The organism is Enterobacter cloacae complex sp. IR5441, from assembly GCF_049238215.1.
GTDB lineage: Bacteria > Pseudomonadota > Gammaproteobacteria > Enterobacterales > Enterobacteriaceae > Enterobacter > Enterobacter hormaechei_C.
In genome coordinates, this window is record NZ_JBMKIA010000001.1 from 289,025 (window position 1) to 309,876 (window position 20,852).

The window sequence follows — 20,852 nt, forward strand, 5'->3', positions numbered from 1 at the left end:
CGGGGGCGTTTCATTACTGCTCTTCCTCTTCCTGCTGCTCGCTGATCTTCAAATCAATGATCCGGCCAATCTGGTCATGGTAAACCGTCAGCAGGTTGTACTGGCTCATCTCGGACATAATTTGCGGCGTGACGTTAAAACTTTGGGCAAGCTCGTCATGGCGCAACATTTCCGGATGACGCCGCCTCACATGCGCGCGGCGGCGATTGTACTGATACCACAGGATCAGCAGCCAGCCGTTGAACGCGGCAATCAGCAGATAGACCAGCACCGTATTAAAAGAGGCGATAATCACGCTCCAGCGGTGATCGCCCTCCTCGGTTAACTGCATCCACAGCCTGGCGTAAAGGAAAAACAGGAATCCTCCCCAGGCTATCAGCGTTAATGCGGCATCGAAAAGACGCGGTGCCAGCCGATGTTCAGTCAAAATTAACGTATTCTCGTTCATTGAATGCTCCCTTTACCCCGGTCCGGACTGATCCAGCGCGCGCGGGCGCGTTTACGTTTAAGCATGACTTTCGGAAATGCCACAAGGGTGGTAAACAGGCCAATCATCCAGTACACCATCGGGAACCAGATTACCCAGAACAGCGAGCCTGCCACTTTCCGCTCGTAGCGCCGCTCGATATACAAACTGACGAGGAATTGCAGCAGGCACATCACGCCCAGCAGCAGCCCGGTAAACGCCGGTGGAAACAGGCTCGCAACGGCCAGGTTCGCGGGAAGAGGGATAATATGGCTGAGAATGAACAACACCACGGTCGCCCCATAGGCAAACGCCCACAGCGTTGATAGCGCGTACTCAAGAAACAGGGGCCACATGCGATGATGCTCCCAGCGGGCCATCTTGCGCAGGTTAACCAGAAACACCTCTGCACCCCCCTGCGCCCAGCGCAGACGCTGTTTCCACAGCCCCTTTAGCGTCTCCGGCATCAGGATCCAGCACAGTGCCCGCGGCTCGAAAAAGATATCCCAGTGGCGAAGCTGAAGCTTCCAGCTTATGTCGATATCCTCTGTGATCATGTCCGGGCTCCAGTACCCGACATCCGCCAGCGCCTGTCGGCGAAAGGCGGCGATGACGCCGGAGACGGTAAAGACCCGGCCATAGATCCGCTGCGTTCGCTTGATAAGGCCAATAATGGAAGAAAACTCGCCCACCTGAATGCGGCCAATCAGCGTTGAGCGCGTGCGAATACGCGGATTCCCGGTGACGGCCCCAACGTGGGGATACTGAATCAGCGGTGCCACCAGATACGCCGCGGTGTCGCGGTCGAGCAGGGCGTCGCCGTCAATGCAGACCAGCAAATCGCCCCGGGCCGCCGCAGCGCCGGCCTTGAGCGCCACGGCTTTCCCCTGGTTCTCCGCGAGATTAATCACCCGCAGGCGCGGTTGCTCTCGCGCCAGCTGTTGCAGTACCTCCGCCGTGTTATCAGAAGAACCGTCGTTGATGGCGATAACTTCCACATTCCAGTACCGCTGACCCAGCGCGGCGCTAATGGTCTCCCGTGCGTTGCGTTCCTCATTGAAGCAGGGAATAAGAATCGAGATTAACGGCTCACCGGCTAAGGCGGGGGCGGGTGTTGCGTTATCCCACGACCAGTGCCGTTCAAGCTGAAACCAGAAATAGAGGCCGCCGGTTACCCAGAGCACGGACATAAAAAGCGGCCAGAAAAAGACAAAGTCCAGAATCAGTTCGCCGGTAAACAGCGCGGCTACGCCTAACGGCAACCCGAATACCAGACACAAAATAGAGAAGGCGATAATGCGATCAGTCATTGTCAGGATACCAGTACGAAGAAAATTCAGGCCTGATACGCGAAATATCAGGTTGGTTGTTGAGGAAGTCGTCGGGGTAATAACCGTAATTTTTGATGCCGTTCAGCTGGAGCACCCGCATCCACTCCACCAGACGTTCATCGGCTACGGCACGCTGCGGTTTCTGCGCCCAGTCCCTGGCCTGTAGCTCAAAAATCGTTTTATTCAGCGCGCCGGGGCGTGCGGCGACGGCTTTGACTAAACGCGTCAGCCAGGCATTGCTCTCTTCTGCCGGGACGGACTCCATCAGCGGCATTGCCATCGGCACCGTCCAGTCGTAGGCCGCCAGAAAATCATCCAGATTTTGCGCAAACCATGCCTCGCTTTCCGGCTCGAGAATGGGTAACACGAACATGTTCCGCGCGGTTTTGATCTGCGGGCCACGGATGTTTTTCACCGCCTGGCTCAGGGTGCGGGTAAAGCCGATAAGCCGCTGACTCTTCTGCCGGGTCGTGTCCTGTCCGGCATCGTCAACGTCCGTCAGCACCGCGTCGTCATGAAATAAGATGCCATTGAAGCTGGCATAGCGGGCCAGATCTTCATAGATCTCCGTTACCTGCTGGCGAACCTGCGGACTCCAGGGGGAGAGCCTGATATAGGGCTCGGCGGCCACGGTCAACGCTCCCGTTTGACGATCCCGGCGCTGCACGCGCGGCAAGGCTGGACTGAGATCGAAAGAGAGAACCGGCATCCACGCGAAGACTTTCACTCCCGCGCGGGTTTGTAGCTGCCAGGCGACAAAATTAAAGAGATCGGCCCGGACCGGGAGCCGACGGTTGGGGAAATAGAGCGCATCGATCCTGCCGTCGCCCCGCGGATCCGAAAACGCCTGGAGAAACACATGGCTGATTTTCATGTCGTAGACCCGCTGGACGAGTTTGTTGATGTTTTTCGTCTGCTGGGCCGGATCGGGATCGTAGACGTAATCGAGATCGACATGCATGACGCGCACCGGGTCAAACTCCTGAACGCGGCTAACCGTGTTGGCAAAGGTTTTTATCGACGGATTTCCAGCGATCAGCAGGCGCGGGATGTTGCCGAGGTCGCGCACGTTTCCCAGCCCGTCTTCCAGGGTAAAGGCCAACTGATAGCCCTGTTTCTGGGCGATAGCGAGCGACGTACCGTTGGCAGCCCCATAGGGCCACACCCAGGCACGCGGCGCTTTTCCCGTCACCTGGGTGATTTTATCGGTGACTTTGCGTACGTCTGCGGCGATCCGCTGGTTGAAGTGTTCATCGGTTTCGTAATGCCCCGTCGCGTTATCGAAAAAACGGTTGGCGATGGCGGGTTCACGGCTTCCCTGCGGGTTGGCCGGAATGCCGTAATGCGAGGCCCAGGTATGCGAGCCAATCTCAATCAGCGGGGACTGGCTGAGCTCGCGAACCATATCCCAGGTGGCAAAGCGATCGCGGGGCGTCATCAGACCGCCGAAGTTAACTTTTTGATTTGCCGGCGTATCCACCCAACTGCCCACCGGCGCCCACAGCGCAGGAACGTTCCAGGCCTGAAGCAGAGGCCAGACCCGGGTGTAAAAGCTGCTGTAGCCGTCGTCAAAGCTGAGCAAAACGGCTTTCGGCGGCAGCGCTTTTTTCCCTTCATGCGCATCCAGAATGTCCTGCACGCTGATGGCGTGATAGCCGTTGTGCAAAAGCCAGCTTATCTGCTCGTTTAACGCGCTGGTGCGAACGGAGAGGTAGCGCTGATCGGCGGCATCATCTTCAACGTCGTGGTAGGCCAGGACCAGAAACTGATTCTCCGGCCAGGGTTTGCTGGCCTCCAGCTGCGGCCTCTTTTCAGGGGCCATAAAGGAGAGCGGCTGCGCGCAGAGGCTCGCGCTGAGGCAGAGCCAGCCGATGACGATCAGGCTTACAGAAAAACGTGTGTTCAGCATATTCATCCTTAAAAGCGTAAAGTCGCATCTAACGTGACGGAGAGATTGCTCTCGCGTTTGCCGTCGTAAGGGCGCTTATCCCAGTTCAGCATCACGCCAGTATCGACAACGTTGTTCCACTGGATGCGTTGCCCGTAACCCAGCAGGGTAACGGCACCCGCGGACTGATTTTTCTGCCAGTAGCTGCCCCCTCCTGCCACGAACTGCTGGCTCCAGAGGGTGTCGTAGTGGCGGTACATCTCATGGTCAACGGACAGGGCAGCCGTCACGGACAGATCCCGTGCCGGGTTGTAATAGAGCGTATTCCGCAGGCTGTTTTTACTGGCGGCGATCCCCGGTTCGAGATCCAGCGTCAGGGTCGGGGTCTGCCAGAGACGCTCTTTCCCGGAGAGGGTGTATTCCTGACGGCGGTTGTGGTCCGAGAAGCGGCTGACGGCGGCGTTGAACTGGTATTCACGTCGCTCGTTTTGATACCAGCGCACCCCACCTTCACCCCGGTTGGCGCTGATCCCATTGCGTAATGCCCGTAAGGGTGTCGCACGTGACAAGTGTTCGAGGTTACCGCTGACCTGCCAGTTATCACTCAGGCTGTAGGTTGTTGAGAGCCGTGCGCCCGGCCTGTTTGTGCCGTGATAGCGGTTGCTGGAGAGCTCGGCTTCGAGCGTGAGGTCACGTGGGCGCCACTCAACGCCGCCCAACAGGTGGCGGCTGATGCCTTTACCTTCGTCGAAATTCCCCTGGGCATAGCGGGCGCCGGCAAACAGCCGCCAGTTATCCGCCACGGGCGGGCCATAGAGCGTGGCGTCCCAGCTCATGTCGTGGCTACCGCTGACGGGGTTATCTGAGTGCAATCCTTTACCCGCGTTCAGACGCAGCTCAGACATGTGGTGGACCGCTCTGAGCCTGTCCAGGCGACGGGCGCTGCGATCGGCGGGGGCGCGAGCAATCACGTCATCAGCCAGTAAATCCATCTGACGCCACTCCTGAAGGTCCATTGCGACGTAAGCCTGCTGTTTTTCAAGCTCCAGATTCGCGGGTTCAAGCACCTCTGCTCGTTTAAGCTTTTGCTCGGCCGCGCGCGGCAGGCCTCTGGCCTGAAGCAGGGCGGCATAATCAATCTGTAACCCCTGATTTCCCGGCGCCGTTGATGCCAGACGATACGACAGCTTTTCGGCCTCCGGCAGGGCGTTGGTCGCCAGCAAATAGTTAAGTTTGAGAGACTGTCCGGTGAGCCACCGATCGTTCGGCTGAGCGGTCGGGGATCCGAAATCGTAGCGGGTCCAGGGAACGCTGCGAGTCTCGCGCTCAACGTAGCGGCGGGCGGTCTGATACTGCCCCGTATCCAGCCAGGCGTAGAAAAGCGCATGCTCCTCATCCTGCGGATCGGAGGCGTAGTGTGGATAGCGTTGCACAAGCGAGAAGGCGGCGACGGTGTTTTTCTCCTGCAAATATGCCGAGATCACCCAGCCGATGGCCCAGTCCGGTACCGGATGCTGTGCGGCCGTCAACGCCTCATATTCGCTAATGACCTGCCGGTAATTACCCTGCGCATACAGGGCGCCAAGCCGATCGATACGGGCAAGGACGACGTCTTCAGCCGCCTGCGGTTCGTTTTGCCAGCGGGAAAGCAGGGTGTGATAGCGATCTAACGCGTTTTGTGCCAGCCGCAGGCGCTCTTTCTCCGTTCTGCCAGGCACATCCGCCAGGCGTACCCTTTCAGCCGCGGCGTTACGCTCAAGGCGGCGGCGCTCCGCGGGAGACATCGCCGCGCTTTGCGACAGCCAGAGTGCAGGCGTGCTTACCCGGTTTTCCGTTAACGCATCGATCGTCTCGCGAAGAAGGGCATTATTCTCGGGAGCGGCGTTCAGTGCACGCATGTCCGCCAGCAGCCGGTCCCCGTTTTTTCCCTGGCGCATCCAGACATAGGAGAGCGTCTCAAGGTGCGCGGGAGAAGGATCGTCCTTAACCAGCTGCCGGGCTTCCGAAAGCGCGAGGCGATCTCTGCGGGCATCGGCCAGGGTCTTAACATAGCCGATGCGGTAATCGTCGTTATCTGGCGCAAGGCTGAGCGCCTCTTTCCACAGCGATAAGGCGGATGGCCAGGCTTTTTGGTTTCTTCTGGACTGGGCGACAGCAGCGATGGCGCGAGCGGGCAGCGGCATATAAATACCATAACGCTGCCAGACCCGGATAACCTCATCATCGCGTCCTGCCCAGGAGGCTACCTGTAACCAGTCCGCAACCTGTCCGGGTGTTAAAGCATGCTGTTGCTCATAGCGCTGTAGGTAATCAAGAAACAGAGCGTAATTACCGTTACGTGCCTGTTGTATCTGATGCTCATAAACGGATTCATCAGCCTGAACCAGAACAGGAAAGAGTAAAAGCAGGAGCAATAATATTGTGGTGCGATAAAAGAATAACGTAGTGAAGCTAAGCGATCTTTCCATATCTATTTGCCATTTGTTTATCGTGAATCCATTGCATAACACGGCCGCCTTTTAACTCTGTGTTAAAGGGCATAAAGGAGAACATTAAATCTGAATGATGCTACGTTATGGGGTACTTACTTAAAGGTAATTATGAGCCCTCATCTCAGTGGTCTGATTGGGCTTAATGTACACCCGATATGTTGGGGGATAAATAAGTTGAAAAGCGGCTGGGAGGTTTTGAGATAATTCTGGAAGAAGTAAGTTTTTTAGATAATTCAGTGCAGGATTGTTCTTTTTAACTGATTGATGTTAAATGTTTTTTCTTTTGCTGCTTCCTGTTTTTTTATATTAGAAATGAAGTTCTGCTGAGTTAATTAAAGTACTTTCTGGTGCATGTTTGGGAAGTTTCATGACAAAAATTCTTAATGTTCAGAGAAGTGACTTTTCTGAAATTCTTTTTTATTTATAATTAACGCCAGGCATTGAGTGATAGTCTACAAAAAGTCTAGCTCACCAATGTCATATTGAGGGATGATCAAAGCCAGAAAACATTTGCCGTTAATGTAAAACGCTATAAACGAAAGCGTTCTTGTTTCTTAAGAGGCGGGCTTGCTTTAATCTAAAAGGGATGGTTAGTGGCGACTTCAATAGTGTTAGTGACTCAGGATTGTTTCCTTGTCAGGGGGATGCGGCTATTTTTCCCGGATATAATTTGCCTCAGTTCGATAGACAGAAACATATTTGATACCGACGCAAATGAATATACTGTACTGATTGATAGCCGTACGCCGCTCCGTTTATATGATTACCTGATACGCCATCCGGCCAGAACGAGAAAAACGATCTGCTGCGTTATGCTGGATATGCGTCCTCGAGAGGAGGATCTTCTCAGTATGAAGCTGTTTATGAACACGTCGCTTACGGCTCCGGATATGGCGTCGTTATTCAATCTGGTGCTTGATATGAAAGGCAGGCGTCTGACAACCAAATGGCTGCTTAACTTACGGCTGAGTCGACACGAAGCGATAATGATCAGGTTGCTGAAGGCAGGGAGGTCAATGGAAGAGATTGCAGATAAGCTGAATATGTCGGTTAAAAGCCTCTATCGCAAGCGAACGGTGCTGTCGGAGCGGTTAGGAGCAGGTAACTTCAACGAGGCGTGTTTGTTTATCTTTAAAAACAAACTGCTGGACGTGGTTGGGAACGATCCCTAGCTTCGTCAGAAGCCAAAAGCAGAAACCCGCCACGAGGGCGGGTTCTTTTAATGGAAATAATTCAGAACGACCAGCGCAGATTGGCGTTAACAGAGTTGACGCGGGTATCCGCACCATATTGTCCCTGGTAACCCACATCCAGCGTCGCAGCACGCGACAGCTGTACGCTCACGCCGATATCACCGACCATCACATCCTCATCCACGGCCTGTCCCTGAGTAATGAACGCGTCGCTGCCCGCAAACGCCATGCGCGAAGAGGTATTCTTATCGCCATAGGCGTGCTGCCAGCCCAACGAACCGTAGAGGTTAACGTGCTTCGGCAACTCGGTCACACCGCGCAACCCGAGTGTCGTATAGAAGGTGTTCATCGTTTCGTTACGGACGCTCAGCGCAGCGGCACCGCCGTCTTCCCTGAAGCTGTCGGTATGCAGCCGGATGTACGATAAATTGACGAACGGCTCAATATTCCTGTCTGGCTGGCCGAAACGGTAGCCCGCTTCGGTGAACGCCAGCAGGGAGTTCGCGTCGTAATCTGACTTCAGCCGATCCGAGAAGCCGCTGAAATCAACATTGCGCTCGCCTTCGATCTTGTGCCAGGTGTAACCCAGCGCGCCGCGAAGGGAGAACGCATCCTGTTGACCCGCCGCATACAGACCAAGGTGATAGTTGTCGGTATCCGTTGAGGAGCGACGGCTGTCGACGTCATAATCACCCCGGCTGTAGCCGAAGTAGCCGCCGACACGCACGTTATGGTCCGCCAGTTTGCGATCTGCCCCCAGCAGGAAGCCGGTGGTGTTGCCGTCCAGCTTGCCCACGTTACCGTCGCCGCTGTTTCGGCTCCAGGAGCTGAAGGTCTGGCCCCAGACGCCATTGTTTTGCGGCTCCGGCTGCTGCACCAGCGACATGGCTAACGGTGGTATCGGCAGGCTGTCGTTATCAAACGCGCGCTGCATCCGCTGGTTTAACACGTTAAACACCTGCGTGCTGCCAGCGATCAGGTTGGACTGCATTGACGGATAAACTTCACCAGAAAGCTGGTTGAACGCCTCGCGCGCTTCCGGTGCGCTTAGCAGAAGCAGCGAGTTATACAGCGCCAGCGACGGGCCGCTTTGCGTCAGCGTGGAGAGCGCGCCAGCGGTATTCCACTGGTTGCTGCTTTGGGCCACGGTCTGGAAAATGCCCGGCTTGCCGCTGCCCGGGTTTTCACCGCCAGGATTCTCACCGCCCGGGTTTTCACCACCAGGATTTTCGCCTCCGGGGTTTTCACCGCCAGGATTCTCACCGCCAGGGTTTTCGCCTCCGGGGTTTTCTCCTCCAGGATTCTCGCCACCGGTCTCTTTCTGCGCGATGGTCAGATCGACGGCATTGGTGCTTTGCTTAAGCGCCACGTCGAGGAATGCGGATTTGGAGATCGCTCCGGCGAACTCACCGTCGATTCCCCCGTCGGAGGTCAAAATGCGGTAGCTTTGGCCCGTTTTATAGCTGGTTTGCGGATCCAGCGCGGTGACCTGTACCTTAGCCTGATTGCTGATGGTGGTTTTGCCCGATACCAGTAGCTGGTCGCTGCGGCCATCTCCTGCGATATCGACGTCATAGAAGGATTCGCCGATAAAGTTCAGATAGCGTTTCAGCGTCAACGTACCGATATTGCCGTCGCCGGGCGAGATATGTCCGCCGGACAGGATCTCGGTCTGGCCCAGCGTCCCGTTGCCGCCCAGCGTGCCGCCGGACTTGATTGACGCGGCGCTGCTATAACCCACCCCGTTGCTGACGTCTGAACCCGCCGTCGCGTTGAGGATCAACGTGCCGCCGTTCTCCGCGCTAAGGGTCTGGACGTCAAAGATATCGTCTTCTGGCTGGGTATTAATATTGCTGGCAAGGATGACTTTACCGCCCCGCGCGGTTACGTTCGCCTTGAGTGCCGAAAGATCGCCGTTCAGCGTCGTCTGCCCGGAGGTGTTGATCACATCACCTTCACCGCTCATCGTGTTGCTGAAGAGGTAATTTCCGTCGGTATGGTTGAAGTAGACATAGCTGCCGAACAGTCCGCCACGAAGGCTGATTGCCGTCTTCGCATCGAGGGTACCTGCGCCGCCCGCCGTGCCAAGCGTTGGCTCAGTTAAACCCGTGCCGGTGTCCATATTGCCGCGGCTGCCGATGATGAGCGCACCCCGGTTCGAGCCGGAACCCGATGTCCCCACGATCAGCGCATTGCTGCCAGCGGAAAATGAACCGCCGTCAATCACAGACAGCACGCCATTGCCGTAATCGCCCACGCTCACGCTGCTGCCGCTGGTAAAGCGCGAGTCCTTGCCTGCAATAACCAGTTCGGCAGTTTTCCCTGCGCCGGAGACGCCCGCCACCTGCACGCCGCCAACGTTAACCGTTCCGCCGTTCAGCACATCCAGGTCGCCATATAGCGTCAACGTACGGCCAACGTTCCACTGTGACCCGCTCCCCGTGACGGTGGCTTTCGGGCTCAGCGTGTCGGTTTCACCCGGCCCGGTACCGTTGCCGATGCGCGCATCGTAAGCGGTGCTGAGCGACGCGCCGTCTTCAATCGCAAGCGTGGAGCGTGCGCCCAGATCGGTGCCTACACTGAGAAAATTACTGGTCACACGAGAGCCGGCACCCGTGGCGATTAGGTGGCTGTCGTAGCCGCGGGTGGTGCCGACAACGATCTCCTTTGCGCTCGCCAGCGCGCCCTCTTCGACTCGCAGGGTGCCGAGGCCAAGATTCAGGTCGCCGCGAAGGACGTACCGATCGTTCACCGCGTTAAGCTCAGCGTCTGGCCCACGGACCGTGACCACGCTTTCATAAATTTTGCCGTCGAACAGCCGACCGATATTGATGTTATAGGCGGTGATTTTGCCATTATCGATCAGCAGGTTTCCGCGTTGGTTACGTCCAACATAAACATCTCCGGTGTAACCCAGCGTTTCGGTAATACGCGACTCGCCATCAAAAAAGGCATCGGCTGCACGCGCGACATCGGCAGGTAAAAAAAGTAACAGCGGCGCGGAAAATAGAGCGAGGTAAAGTCTGGAAAGCGGTGTCTTAACCGCTAAAGAATGTGATGTAGAGTTATTCACGGGCTATCTCCGTACTCATTAGCATGATGTCAGGAACATCGTTTTTATATGAAAACTCAGATACGTCAGATAACGTAAAAGGCGTTATTTCAGTACGCCTTTTAATGCGGTGCTAATTATTTATGTGTGACAACTGGTGTACAGGTTGGCGCGCTCAGCGTCGGTGCAGATCCTAAAATTCCCGGCATCATCATCGATGAGCAATCGAAAATACGCCCTTTTTCTGTCGTGGCGCGATAAGAGAGTTTTTGTCCTCCCAGTGCGTCCGGCTGGGCGCCATTAACGTTGGATACGGTTATTTCATCCGATGAGCCCAGTCCCAGCATTTTAGCGGTCTCCGCCTGTAGGAGTGGAATAGCCTGATCGGTTTTCAACGTGGAACAACCGGCTAGCATCAACGTAACGGTTAAAACGATGAGTGGTTTTTTCATAAATTATCCTTGATATCCAACCAGTTAATTTCACTGATTGTATTTATGTTTTCTTTTACCCAAATCAGCGAATAATATATTTCTCTTTCCTAATCGAAAAAACCCTCCTAAAGTAGGGTGGGTAGATAATAATTCATCTGTACTCTAAGATATGCGAAGGTAAAAGGAGGCTCCTTTGGGACAGAATTATGCGTTAGTCGTTGATGACCATCCATTGGTAGCAAGCGGCATCGCCAATTTTCTGATTACACATTGCCATTTTAAGCAGGCGTGTGTGGTGACGAATGAGGATGATTGCTACCGCCAAATTAGGGATCATGGCCCGCCACGTTTGCTGGTAATCGATTTTTGGCTCTCTTCCGGAACGGCCCTGAAATTACTTAAAGAAGTAAAGCAACTTTACCCACAGGTACGACTCCTGGTGGTCAGCGGGGATGACAATAATGATATCTGGCGCAAAGTTAATGCCGCCGGGGGACACGGTTTTGTATTGAAAAGCGAGCCACCTGAGATGTTCTCGCGGGCCGTTTTCGCACTCACTGATAATCAGACCTGGTTTCCTGAGGGAAACGAAATTTCCGTTAAGACGAATAATGAGAAGTTAAGTAAATTTAACTTAACGCCGCGACAAATAGACGTGTTAAATATGATTATGCGCGGCCTGCCAAATAAACGCATCGCCGCCCAGCTTTCAATTTCTGAGCCCACGGTCAAAGAACACATCAGCAATATATTGAAAAAGATAGGCGTTAACAGCCGGGTCGAAGCCATCACGCTTCTGCATGGCAAGCAGGAACCGTCGGAATGAGGTTTTTTCAGAGCTTACAAAATGATGGTATCTCTGCTCCGGCGCAGATCCGTTTGCTAAACAACACCTTTCTGCGGCTGGTATTCAGCTTTAGTGCGGTACCCTTTGTTGGTATTCCTTTCGCCATCTGGATTTATATGCTTGGGGATGAACTCGGCCCGACGATTATCTGGATAATTATTTATCTGCTATGTGCCGTGGCGATACGAATATTGCACCGACGCTATCAGCGTGAAGCGAAAGAAAACGGTGAAAGGGACGTTCTGCGACGCTGGCTTCCGCGTATTAATAATATTGCCTTTATTCACGGGCTGGGAATTTCATCACTCTATTTAATTACGCCACAGACGCAGAATTTTGACTTTTTCCTGTTACTTAATATCAGCATTGCCGCCATCGTCGCCGCCAATGCGACGCATCTGACGCCTGTCATCAGTACCTTTACGCGTTTTTTCTTCGCCTCCTGGGGGGTGCTGAACCTCGGTATTATCTGGCGGCTGGATGAGTTGATGTTCATCGTGCTCATGCTGAATCTGCTTTACGGCTTCGCGATTTACCGCCATGCGTTAACTTCCCATGCGTTCTTTATTCAGCAAGCGCTGCTTGAGGAAAAAAGCTCACGCCTTGCGGAACAGTTTCGTCAGGCCAAAGAGGACGCGGAGCAGGCACTGCTGGATAAAAATCAGTTTCTGACCACCGCCAGTCACGATCTGCGCCAGCCCGTACACGCAATGGGCTTTCTGATCGAAGCCATCCTCCACCGAAACCGGGACGACAGCCTGACGCCGCAACTCCTTGACCTTCAGCAGAGCGTTCGCTCGGTGCATTTAATGCTCAATTCTCTGCTCGATCTGAGCAAAATAGAATCCGGGAATGTCCTCTCTGCCCCGACCAAAGTGGATATCGGTGCTCTGCTCGACTCGGTCATCACGCTGTTTCGTGAAGAGGCCAACAGCCGCGCGCTTAGGCTGTGCATCCGGCGGCCTAAACGCCGTATCGACGTGATGGGCGATCCGCTGCTGGTGCGACAGTCCCTGATTAACCTGATTCAAAACGCCCTTCGCTACACGCTCCAGGGCGGGGTGCTGGTCGCCATCCGACCGCGCGGTGACGAGTGTATGGTGGAGGTGTGGGACACGGGAGTCGGTATCGCCGATGAAGAGAAGGGCAAAATCTTCTCACCTTACTACCGCCCCGAGCTGGCATGGAAGATCGACAGCGCCGGGCACGGGCTGGGACTGGCCGTCGTTGCCCGTTGTGCCAAGCTGATGAAGGTGAAATACGGAATGCAATCCATTGAAGGTAAAGGCTCACGCTTCTGGATGCGCTTTATCCAATATGCTGGCGAAGATAGCGTGCTGGACACCCCGCCCGCCGCTGACAACACCGCCACGCCGGTACGCTATGCGCCGCTGCACGGTTCCTGCCTGGTCGTTGATGACGACCCGCTGGTGACGTCTGCCTGGGAGAGCCTGATGAGCGTCTGGGGAATCGACGTACGCTGTGCGGCCTCGGCTGAAGAAGCGTTTGCCATAATCGACGACGGCTTTACGCCGTTCGCCGTGCTGTGCGACCAGCGTCTGCGATCGGGCGAAAGCGGCTTCGATATCCTGAAAGCGCTTTTTGAACGTCTGCCGGATATGAGCGGCGCGATAGTCAGCGGCGAATTTAATTCTCCGGTTCTGCTGGAGGCGGAGCAGGAGGGTTACCTGGTGCTTCGCAAGCCTCTTGAGCCGGCTAAACTGCATGCGCTGCTGACGCAGTGGTCGGGGTGTCGTTAAGGGAATGCAGAAGTGTCGATTCTGGCGGGTTCAGAATGCAAAAACGGACCTCCGTGGAGGTCCGTTAATATAAATTTGGTGCCCGGACTCGGAATCGAACCAAGGACACGGGGATTTTCAATCCCCTGCTCTACCGACTGAGCTATCCGGGCAACGGGGCGCATTAAACCCGATCCTCCCTCCGGCGTCAACGAAATTTGTTGCTTTCGGTGCAGACTGCACACTCTCTCACCATTTCGTCGCAAACTTAAGCGAAAAAGCGCGTCCAGAGCGCGGAAAGCGGCATCGCGAGCAGCAGGGCAGGGAGCATGTTCACCACTGCAAACATCTTAATGCCACAGATGCGCAGCCCTGTCGCCAGCAGCAACAGGCCGCCGACGGCGGTAAAGTCTGCCATCATCGCTGGCGTTGTCAGCGGTAGGATCAGCGTGGCGCAGGTGGCCAGCGCCAGCTGAATAAGCAACATCGGCACACAAATCGCGGCGACGGCGATGCCGAGGGTGGTGGCAAAAATGGTGGCAGTAAAGAAATCCAGAAACGCTTTCGCAATCAATATGCTGGGATCGCCGGTCATCCCTTCCTGCATCGAACCGAATATCCCCGTGCCGCTGGCGCAGAACAGAATAATGATCGCAACGTAGTTCTGAATAAACGACTCGTGCGTGCCGTGCTTTGCCTTGCCTGGTCGGGCAATCAGATTTTTGGCTTTGCCTACCGCGTGATTAATACCTTTTTCCAGATAGCAAAACTCGCCGATGAGCGCGCCGAGCAGCGTCGCCAGTACCATCACCGGCAGGTTGGCGCATTTCACCACTAAAAGGATACCAATCCCTAACGACGCCAGGCCAAAAATAGAAGGCATGGAGACGCGAATACGCTCCGGCAGGCGCTGACTTAATACTGCCCCAAGTACACCGCCCAGCAATACGGCTCCCGCATTGATAAAGGGTCCAATTACCACGTTTAACTCCTGTTATTTAAGCACTGGCATTGCATGATTATGGCACGTTCGTCCCAGATTACGCTTAGCTTTGGGAGGCGTAACGCATACTGATTCCTTCTTGCACCTGAAAATAAAAGGTGACATGATTGCGCGAATTTTCTCCTTCCTGTCTCGCCGTTCGGTGAGGGTATTTGCGCCTATGAAAACCATGAAAATTGCCGTCAGCCGTGAGCTGGTATCCAAAGTTTCTACGCATCGCGAAAAAGTTATGCTGGATAACACTGATTTCACCGATGTGGCGGCAGTCGTCATTACGGTTGTTGAAAGCTACAGCGGCATTCTCGCATTGCTGAAGCGTACGGGCTTTCAGCTACCGGTATTTATGTTCTCAACAGAGCCAGGAGAGATGCCAGAGGGTGTCACGGCGATCATCTCAGGTAAAGCACAGGAATTGCTGGAACTGGAATCTGCCGCCTGCCGGTATGAAGAGAACCTGCTGCCACCCTTTTTTGACACCCTGAGCCAGTATGTGGCGATGGGAAACAGCACCTTTGCCTGTCCGGGTCACCAGCACGGTGCCTTTTTCAAAAAACACCCGGCGGGGCGGCAGTTCTATGATTTCTTCGGTGAGAACGTTTTTCGCGCCGACATGTGCAACGCCGACGTTAAGCTGGGCGATCTGCTGATCCACGAAGGCTCCGCCAAGCACGCGCAAAAGTTCGCGGCGAAAGTATTCAACGCGGACAAAACCTACTTTGTGCTGAACGGCACGTCGGCGGCCAACAAGGTGGTGACCAACGCGCTGCTGACCCGTGGCGACCTGGTACTGTTTGACCGCAACAACCATAAGTCCAACCATCATGGGGCGCTGATCCAGGCCGGGGCAACGCCTGTCTATCTTGAGGCAGCCCGTAATCCGTTTGGTTTTATCGGCGGGATTGATGAGCACTGCTTTGATGAGGCCTGGCTGCGGGAACTGATCCGTGACGTCGCGCCGCAGAAAGCCGCCGAGGCGCGCCCGTTCCGCCTGGCGATCATTCAGCTCGGCACCTATGATGGCACGATCTACAACGCCCGTCAGGTGATCGACAAGATCGGTCACCTTTGCGACTACATCCTCTTTGACTCCGCCTGGGTCGGCTACGAGCAATTTATCCCGATGATGGCGGAAACGTCTCCGCTTCTGCTGGAACTGAACGAGAACGATCCGGGAATTTTCGTGACCCAGTCGGTCCACAAGCAGCAGGCCGGGTTCTCGCAAACGTCGCAGATCCATAAAAAGGATAACCATATTCGCGGTCAGTCGCGCTTCTGCCCGCACAAGCGGTTGAACAATGCGTTCATGCTGCATGCCTCCACCAGCCCGTTTTACCCGCTGTTTGCTGCGCTGGACGTGAACGCCAAGATCCACGAGGGCGAGAGCGGACGCAGGCTGTGGGCGGAGTGCGTCGAGCTGGGCATTGAAGCACGCAAGGCCATCATCGCCAACTGCAATATGATCAAACCGTTTATCCCGCCGGTGGTGGCGGGGCGGCCATGGCAGGATCACCCCACACAGGCTATCGCCAGCGAGCGTCGCTTCTTTAGTTTTGAACCGGGTGCAAAATGGCACGGTTTTGAAGGCTATGCCCACGAACAGTATTTCGTCGATCCGTGCAAGCTGCTGCTGACCACGCCGGGCATTGATGCTGAAACAAGGCACTATACCGATTTCGGCATTCCGGCGACCATTCTCGCCCACTACCTGCGCGAGAACGGCATTGTGCCGGAGAAGTGCGATCTCAACTCCATCCTGTTCCTGCTGACGCCAGCCGAGAGCGCGGAGAAGCTAATGCAGCTCGTGGCAATGCTGGGGCAGTTTGAACAGCATATTGAAGACGACACACCGCTCGCGGATGTGCTTCCGACTATCTATCAGAAATACCCGGTGCGTTACCGCGACTACACGATCCGTCAGCTGTGCCAGGAGATGCACGATCTCTACGTCAGCTTTAACGTGAAGGATTTACAGAAGGCGATGTTCCGTCAGGAGAGCCTGCCTGCCGTGGTGATGAACCCGCAGGATGCCAACCAGGAGTACATTCGCGGGAACGTCGAACTGGTGCGTATTCGTGACGCCGAAGGACGCATTGCCGCCGAAGGTGCGCTGCCATACCCGCCGGGCGTGCTGTGTGTGGTGCCCGGGGAAGTCTGGGGTGGAGCAGTACAGCGCTATTTCCTGGCGCTGGAAGAGGGCATTAATATGCTGCCGGGTTTCTCGCCAGAGTTGCAGGGCGTTTACAGCGAGAAAGATGCGGACGGGATTAAGCGGCTGTATGGATACGTATTGAATGTCTGAACGTAGGCCGGGTAAGCGTTAGCGCCACCCGGCGAGTGCCCGGCGGCGCAAGCTTACCGGGCCTACAATACTGCGTCAGGCTTCTGCGCGGCGGTACATCCTTCTCGGATGCCCAATCTTCCCGTACAGCATCTCCACCGTCAGAAAACCCACCTCCACGCAGTGTTCCAGATAGCGCCGGGTGGTGGTTTTACTCAGGCCCGTCTCGCTCACCACCTCATCCACCGTAAAACAGTGCGCCGCCTTGTTGTTAAACAGCATTTGCACCCGCGCCAGCGTGTTCTCCTCTATCCCTTTGCTGCCGTTGTCCAGGCGATAGTTTTTCGCCTGCAATTGATAGAGTGAATCTACGTTCTGCTGGTCGACGATCTTCCAGACGCGCTGCTGTTCGGCAAACTGCACAAAACGTTCCAGCGACTGGCTCAGGCGCTTCCAGGAAACCGGCTTGAGGATGTAGTCGAACGCGCCGTTACGAATTGCCTGGCTACAGGTGTCCATATCGCTGGCGGCGGTGATGAAAATCACCGAGCAGTTGGCGCGGGTGAGCATCGGGTTGCTGATAAGGGTGATGCCTTTGCCGTCCGGCAGGTAGTTATCCAGCAGCATCAGCTTCGGCTGTTTGCTCTCCAGTTGTACCTGCGCGTCGGCCAGCGACGCGGCAATCCCCACCAGCCTCAGGCGCGGATGTTTACCGATAAGCTCCGCGTGCAGTTGCGCCAGTTCGTTCTCGTCTTCAACAATCAGTACGTCGATAAGTTCATGTTGCATAGTCGGTATCTTCCAGTTCCTGTACGGGGTGCCGGGCCGTTCCCGTGGCGGGAATAAACAGTGAGAAAATGGCACCGCGTGGGGTGTTATCGGCAACTTCAATTGCACCGCCAGCCTGTGTGACATAGCTTTCAATCAGATACAGGCCAATACCATGATCGCCGCGCGTTTTGGTGGTGATGCCGCGCTCAAAGATCCGGTCGCGGATCTCCGGTGTGATGCCGACGCCCTGGTCGGCGACTTCAATAATCAGTTCCTGCTCGTTCAGCTTTATCAGCACGTCCACCGGGGCATGCGGGAGCGGTGCACGCTGGGTCGCTTCAATGGCGTTATCCAGCAAGTTCCCGATGATCGAGATAAGTTCCGATTCGAGCAGCGGCAGGAACGGTTTATCCACCCGGCAGGCCGGGTCGAAACTCAGCTCAACGCCTTTTTCACGCGCGCGGGCGGCCTTTCCAAGCAGCAAACCACACAGCGTCGGAGAGCTAAAGCGGGACGAGATAAAGTCCAGCAGCTCCTGAGCGTGTTCCGACTGCGCCTGTATGTAGCGAATCGCTTCGTCATAACGGCCCATATGCAGCAGGCCGGACAGCGTAGTCATGCGGTTCAGCTGTTCATGGCGCATGATGCGCAGGTTATCAACGTAGCGCTTCACCTGGCTGAGCTGGGCGCTGAGCGAGTCGATCTCGTTGCGATCGCGAAAGGTGATCACCCAGCCCTGCAACGCATCTTCCAGCATGATCCGCACCCGGCTGGCAATGACCGTGAGATCGTTAAAGCGACAGATCTCATCGTGGGTGTCTTTCGCAAGCATGGTTTGCGCGTTGAAGAACGGGACGGGCGCGATCACCTGGCTGATGAGTTGACCTCGCAGTTCGCGGGCGGGCTGGCGTAAGCCTAATAATTTACGCGCCGCCTGGTTAATCACCTCAATGCGAAGATCGTCGTCGATGGCAATCACCCCTTCATAAATGGATTCCATCATCGCCTTTTGCTGGCGCACCAGCAGGCCGATTTCGCGCGGCTCCAGAGAGAATATCTGCTTCTTGATGCTGCGGGTGAAGAACCAGGAGAAAATAAACAGGGCGATAAGCAGCAGCACGGCGGCAATCAGGATATTAACCACCTTGTTGACGGTGATGGTGTCCAGATAGCTCGTGAGATAGCCTACCGAAACAATCCCCACCACCTGCCCGGCATCATTAAAAATGGGCGCTTTGCTGCGCAGCGAAATGCCTAACCCGCCCTTGCGGATGGTGATGGTGCTTTTGCCGTGTAATACCTCGTCGTTATCTCCGCCAACCAGCGTTTTGCCTACCCGGTCGGCAAACACGGAGTGGAAAAGATGCAGCCCCTTATTGTCACCAATCACAATAAAACTGGCGTCGCTGCGGGCGGCTATTTTCTGCATAAAGTCATGGATGCCCAGGATATCCTTTTGTTCGACTTCTTTTCGCAGGGTAGGAATAAGCGCAATTTCTTCGGCCTGTATTTTTGCGCGCGCGCTCATTTCCTGATAAAGCTGCCTGCCGACATCGACATAATATTATCCGCCCAGTAATGCGAACAGCACTGAGAAAAAGGCGACCAGCGAAATAAACAGCTTGATCTGAAACGATACTTTCATAACTATCACGCGAGATATCAACAGGTCGGCTGAATATATCATCTTTTAAAGCCAGGATGCCCGCTTTGCCGAAAACTTGTGATCCCTTGCACAGCGCAGCCTGTAAAAGATTTTTCCGAAAGTCTCATCCTCTTAAGGTTAAATGAATAAATGTTATTTCTTTGTTCAGTTAAGAAAAGAAACCATAAAAACCACGGCAATAAATAAGGCGTAAATCACATTAAATAAAAGAAACCATTAAAACCATAGCGTCCATTAAAACTTCGCTTTTAATATGCCATCCCTCACATAAAGTAAGCCTTTGTGACTCTAAGCTGAACGCACAAAATAACTAAGGGGCTTATTATGAGCACAACTGACGATTCATTCTCTGTTACCCACGACCCGATTGATATTCAGCGGCCATCGCTCAAAGAGCGCTGGTGGCATATTATGGATACCTGGAAAATCGGCATTATTCCTCTGCCGCTGTTCGTTCTGGCGGGCGCGCTGATTGCGATTGATTGCCTGGGCGGAAAACTGCCGAGCGACATTGTGGTCATGGTGGCCACGCTGGCCTTCTTCGGCTTTGCCTGCGGTGAATTCGGCAAACGCCTGCCGATTGTCGGCAAGCTCGGTGCGGCGGCAATTTGCGCCACCTTTATCCCTTCCGCGCTGGTCTATTACGGCCTGCTGCCGGACGTGGTGGTTGAGTCCACGACCAAATTCTATAAATCCACCAATATTCTCTACCTCTATATCTGCTGCATTATCGTCGGCAGCATCATGAGTATGAACCGCACCGTGCTGATCCAGGGCTTCCTGCGCATCTTCTTCCCGATGCTGTGCGGTGAAATCGTCGGCATGATTGTCGGCATGGGTGTTGGGCTGGCGCTGGGCCTCGAGCCGTTCCAGATCTTCTTCTTTATCATTCTGCCGATCATGGCGGGCGGCGTCGGGGAAGGGGCGATCCCGCTCTCTATCGGCTATGCCACCCTGCTGCATATGGATCAGGGCGTGGCGCTCGGCCGCGTGCTGCCGATGGTGATGCTCGGCGGCCTGACGGCGATCATTATCTCCGGCTGCCTCAACCAGCTCGGTAAACGCTACCCGCACCTGACCGGTGAAGGCCAGCTGATGCCGAATCGCGCCAACGCTGATGCCACTGTTTCCCAACCTGCGTTCTCCGGCAAAGCGGACGTGACGACCATCGCCTCGGGCGCGCTGCTGGCGGTGCTGCTGTACATGCTGGGCATGCTCGGTCACAAGCTGATTGGTCTGCCAGCGCCGGTGGGCATGTTGTTTATGGCGGTGCTGGTGAAGCTCTGCAACGGCGCCTCTCCGCGTCTGCTGGAGGGTTCCCAGGTGGTGTACAAATTCTTCCAGACCTCCGTGACCTACCCAATCCTCTTCGCTGTCGGCGTGGCGATCACCCCATGGCATGAACTGGTGGCGGCGTTCACCGTCAGCAACCTGCTGGTGATTGTCAGCACCGTTTCCGCGCTGGTGGCGACCGGATTCTTCGTTGGCAAAAAGATTGGTATGCACCCGATTGATGTCGCCATCGTCTCCTGCTGTCAGAGCGGGCAGGGTGGCACCGGTGACGTGGCGATCCTGACCGCAGGCAACCGCATGAGCCTGATGCCATTCGCCCAGATTGCTACCCGTATCGGCGGCGCGATTAACGTCTCTGTCTCACTGCTGATTCTGGGCAACTTCCTCGTTTAAGTTTTC

At 55.2% G+C, this 20,852-nt stretch carries 13 protein-coding genes, 1 tRNA gene and 1 pseudogene; 5 read left to right on the top strand and 10 right to left on the bottom strand.

The genetic code is table 11. The annotated features are described in order from the left end of the window. Positions 1–13 precede the first annotated feature (13 nt). From pgaD to pgaA, 4 genes are read right to left on the bottom strand one after another with little or no spacing between them, the layout of a single operon-like run. Positions 14–448, bottom strand: coding sequence for a poly-beta-1,6-N-acetyl-D-glucosamine biosynthesis protein PgaD (pgaD, locus tag ACOTX5_RS01380; protein ID WP_015571861.1), 435 nt, complete (start codon positions 446–448; stop codon positions 14–16). Then, the gene (pgaC, locus tag ACOTX5_RS01385) at positions 445–1,776 is read right to left on the bottom strand and encodes a poly-beta-1,6-N-acetyl-D-glucosamine synthase (RefSeq protein ID WP_015571860.1); all 1,332 of its coding nucleotides are present in this window, start codon (positions 1,774–1,776) and stop codon (positions 445–447) included. Before pgaC ends, pgaD begins: the two co-directional genes overlap by 4 nt. Then, positions 1,769–3,706, bottom strand: a complete 1,938-nt coding sequence (pgaB, locus tag ACOTX5_RS01390) for a poly-beta-1,6-N-acetyl-D-glucosamine N-deacetylase PgaB (RefSeq protein ID WP_039269771.1) — start codon at positions 3,704–3,706, stop codon at positions 1,769–1,771. The genes pgaC and pgaB overlap by 8 nt, the downstream gene beginning before the upstream one ends. 8 nt (positions 3,707–3,714) lie before the next feature. Continuing rightward, positions 3,715–6,153 carry a poly-beta-1,6 N-acetyl-D-glucosamine export porin PgaA gene (gene pgaA, locus ACOTX5_RS01395; protein WP_045910778.1) on the bottom strand — a complete coding sequence of 813 codons (2,439 nt, stop codon included), beginning with the start codon at positions 6,151–6,153 and terminating at the stop codon, positions 3,715–3,717. Between the two features lie 668 nt (positions 6,154–6,821). On the opposite strand from pgaA, the gene ACOTX5_RS01400 reads away from it, so the two are divergent. Further along, positions 6,822–7,349, top strand: a complete 528-nt coding sequence (locus ACOTX5_RS01400; RefSeq protein ID WP_045324834.1) for a helix-turn-helix transcriptional regulator — start codon at positions 6,822–6,824, stop codon at positions 7,347–7,349. 61 nt (positions 7,350–7,410) lie between these two features. Here the strand turns inward: ACOTX5_RS01400 and ACOTX5_RS01405 are convergent, their stop codons facing one another. Both ACOTX5_RS01405 and ACOTX5_RS01410 read right to left on the bottom strand, forming a co-directional pair. Beyond that, complete coding sequence (locus ACOTX5_RS01405) at positions 7,411–10,443, bottom strand: autotransporter outer membrane beta-barrel domain-containing protein (RefSeq protein WP_045343986.1); 3,033 nt, start codon at positions 10,441–10,443, stop codon at positions 7,411–7,413. A 116-nt stretch (positions 10,444–10,559) separates the two neighbouring features. Beyond that, positions 10,560–10,874, bottom strand: coding sequence for a lipoprotein (locus tag ACOTX5_RS01410; protein WP_017382737.1), 315 nt, complete (start codon positions 10,872–10,874; stop codon positions 10,560–10,562). Between the two features lie 175 nt (positions 10,875–11,049). On the opposite strand from ACOTX5_RS01410, the gene ACOTX5_RS01415 reads away from it, so the two are divergent. Further along, complete coding sequence (locus ACOTX5_RS01415) at positions 11,050–11,682, top strand: LuxR C-terminal-related transcriptional regulator (protein ID WP_017382736.1); 633 nt, start codon at positions 11,050–11,052, stop codon at positions 11,680–11,682. After that, positions 11,679–13,463, top strand: a complete 1,785-nt coding sequence (locus ACOTX5_RS01420; RefSeq protein ID WP_045910777.1) for a hybrid sensor histidine kinase/response regulator — start codon at positions 11,679–11,681, stop codon at positions 13,461–13,463. Before ACOTX5_RS01415 ends, ACOTX5_RS01420 begins: the two co-directional genes overlap by 4 nt. A gap of 76 nt (positions 13,464–13,539) precedes the next feature. Here ACOTX5_RS01420 and ACOTX5_RS01425 read toward each other — a convergent pair. Continuing rightward, positions 13,540–13,615 (bottom strand) — tRNA-Phe (locus ACOTX5_RS01425). Between the two features lie 95 nt (positions 13,616–13,710). After that, on the bottom strand, positions 13,711–14,424 hold the full coding sequence (locus tag ACOTX5_RS01430; protein WP_017692680.1) for a DUF554 domain-containing protein: 714 nt from the start codon (positions 14,422–14,424) through the stop codon (positions 13,711–13,713). A 181-nt stretch (positions 14,425–14,605) separates the two neighbouring features. On the opposite strand from ACOTX5_RS01430, the gene ACOTX5_RS01435 reads away from it, so the two are divergent. After that, the gene (locus tag ACOTX5_RS01435; RefSeq protein WP_045910782.1) at positions 14,606–16,744 is read left to right on the top strand and encodes an ornithine decarboxylase; all 2,139 of its coding nucleotides are present in this window, start codon (positions 14,606–14,608) and stop codon (positions 16,742–16,744) included. A gap of 75 nt (positions 16,745–16,819) precedes the next feature. Here the strand turns inward: ACOTX5_RS01435 and ACOTX5_RS01440 are convergent, their stop codons facing one another. Both ACOTX5_RS01440 and ACOTX5_RS01445 read right to left on the bottom strand, forming a co-directional pair. Continuing rightward, on the bottom strand, positions 16,820–17,512 hold the full coding sequence (locus ACOTX5_RS01440) for a response regulator (RefSeq protein WP_015571854.1): 693 nt from the start codon (positions 17,510–17,512) through the stop codon (positions 16,820–16,822). Then, positions 17,502–19,139 (bottom strand): annotated as a pseudogene (locus ACOTX5_RS01445) (ATP-binding protein). Before ACOTX5_RS01445 ends, ACOTX5_RS01440 begins: the two are co-directional and overlap by 11 nt. A 345-nt stretch (positions 19,140–19,484) precedes the next feature. Between ACOTX5_RS01445 and ACOTX5_RS01450 the strand changes: the two are divergent. Next, positions 19,485–20,846, top strand: a complete 1,362-nt coding sequence (locus ACOTX5_RS01450) for a 2-hydroxycarboxylate transporter family protein (RefSeq protein WP_015571852.1) — start codon at positions 19,485–19,487, stop codon at positions 20,844–20,846. Positions 20,847–20,852 lie beyond the last annotated feature (6 nt).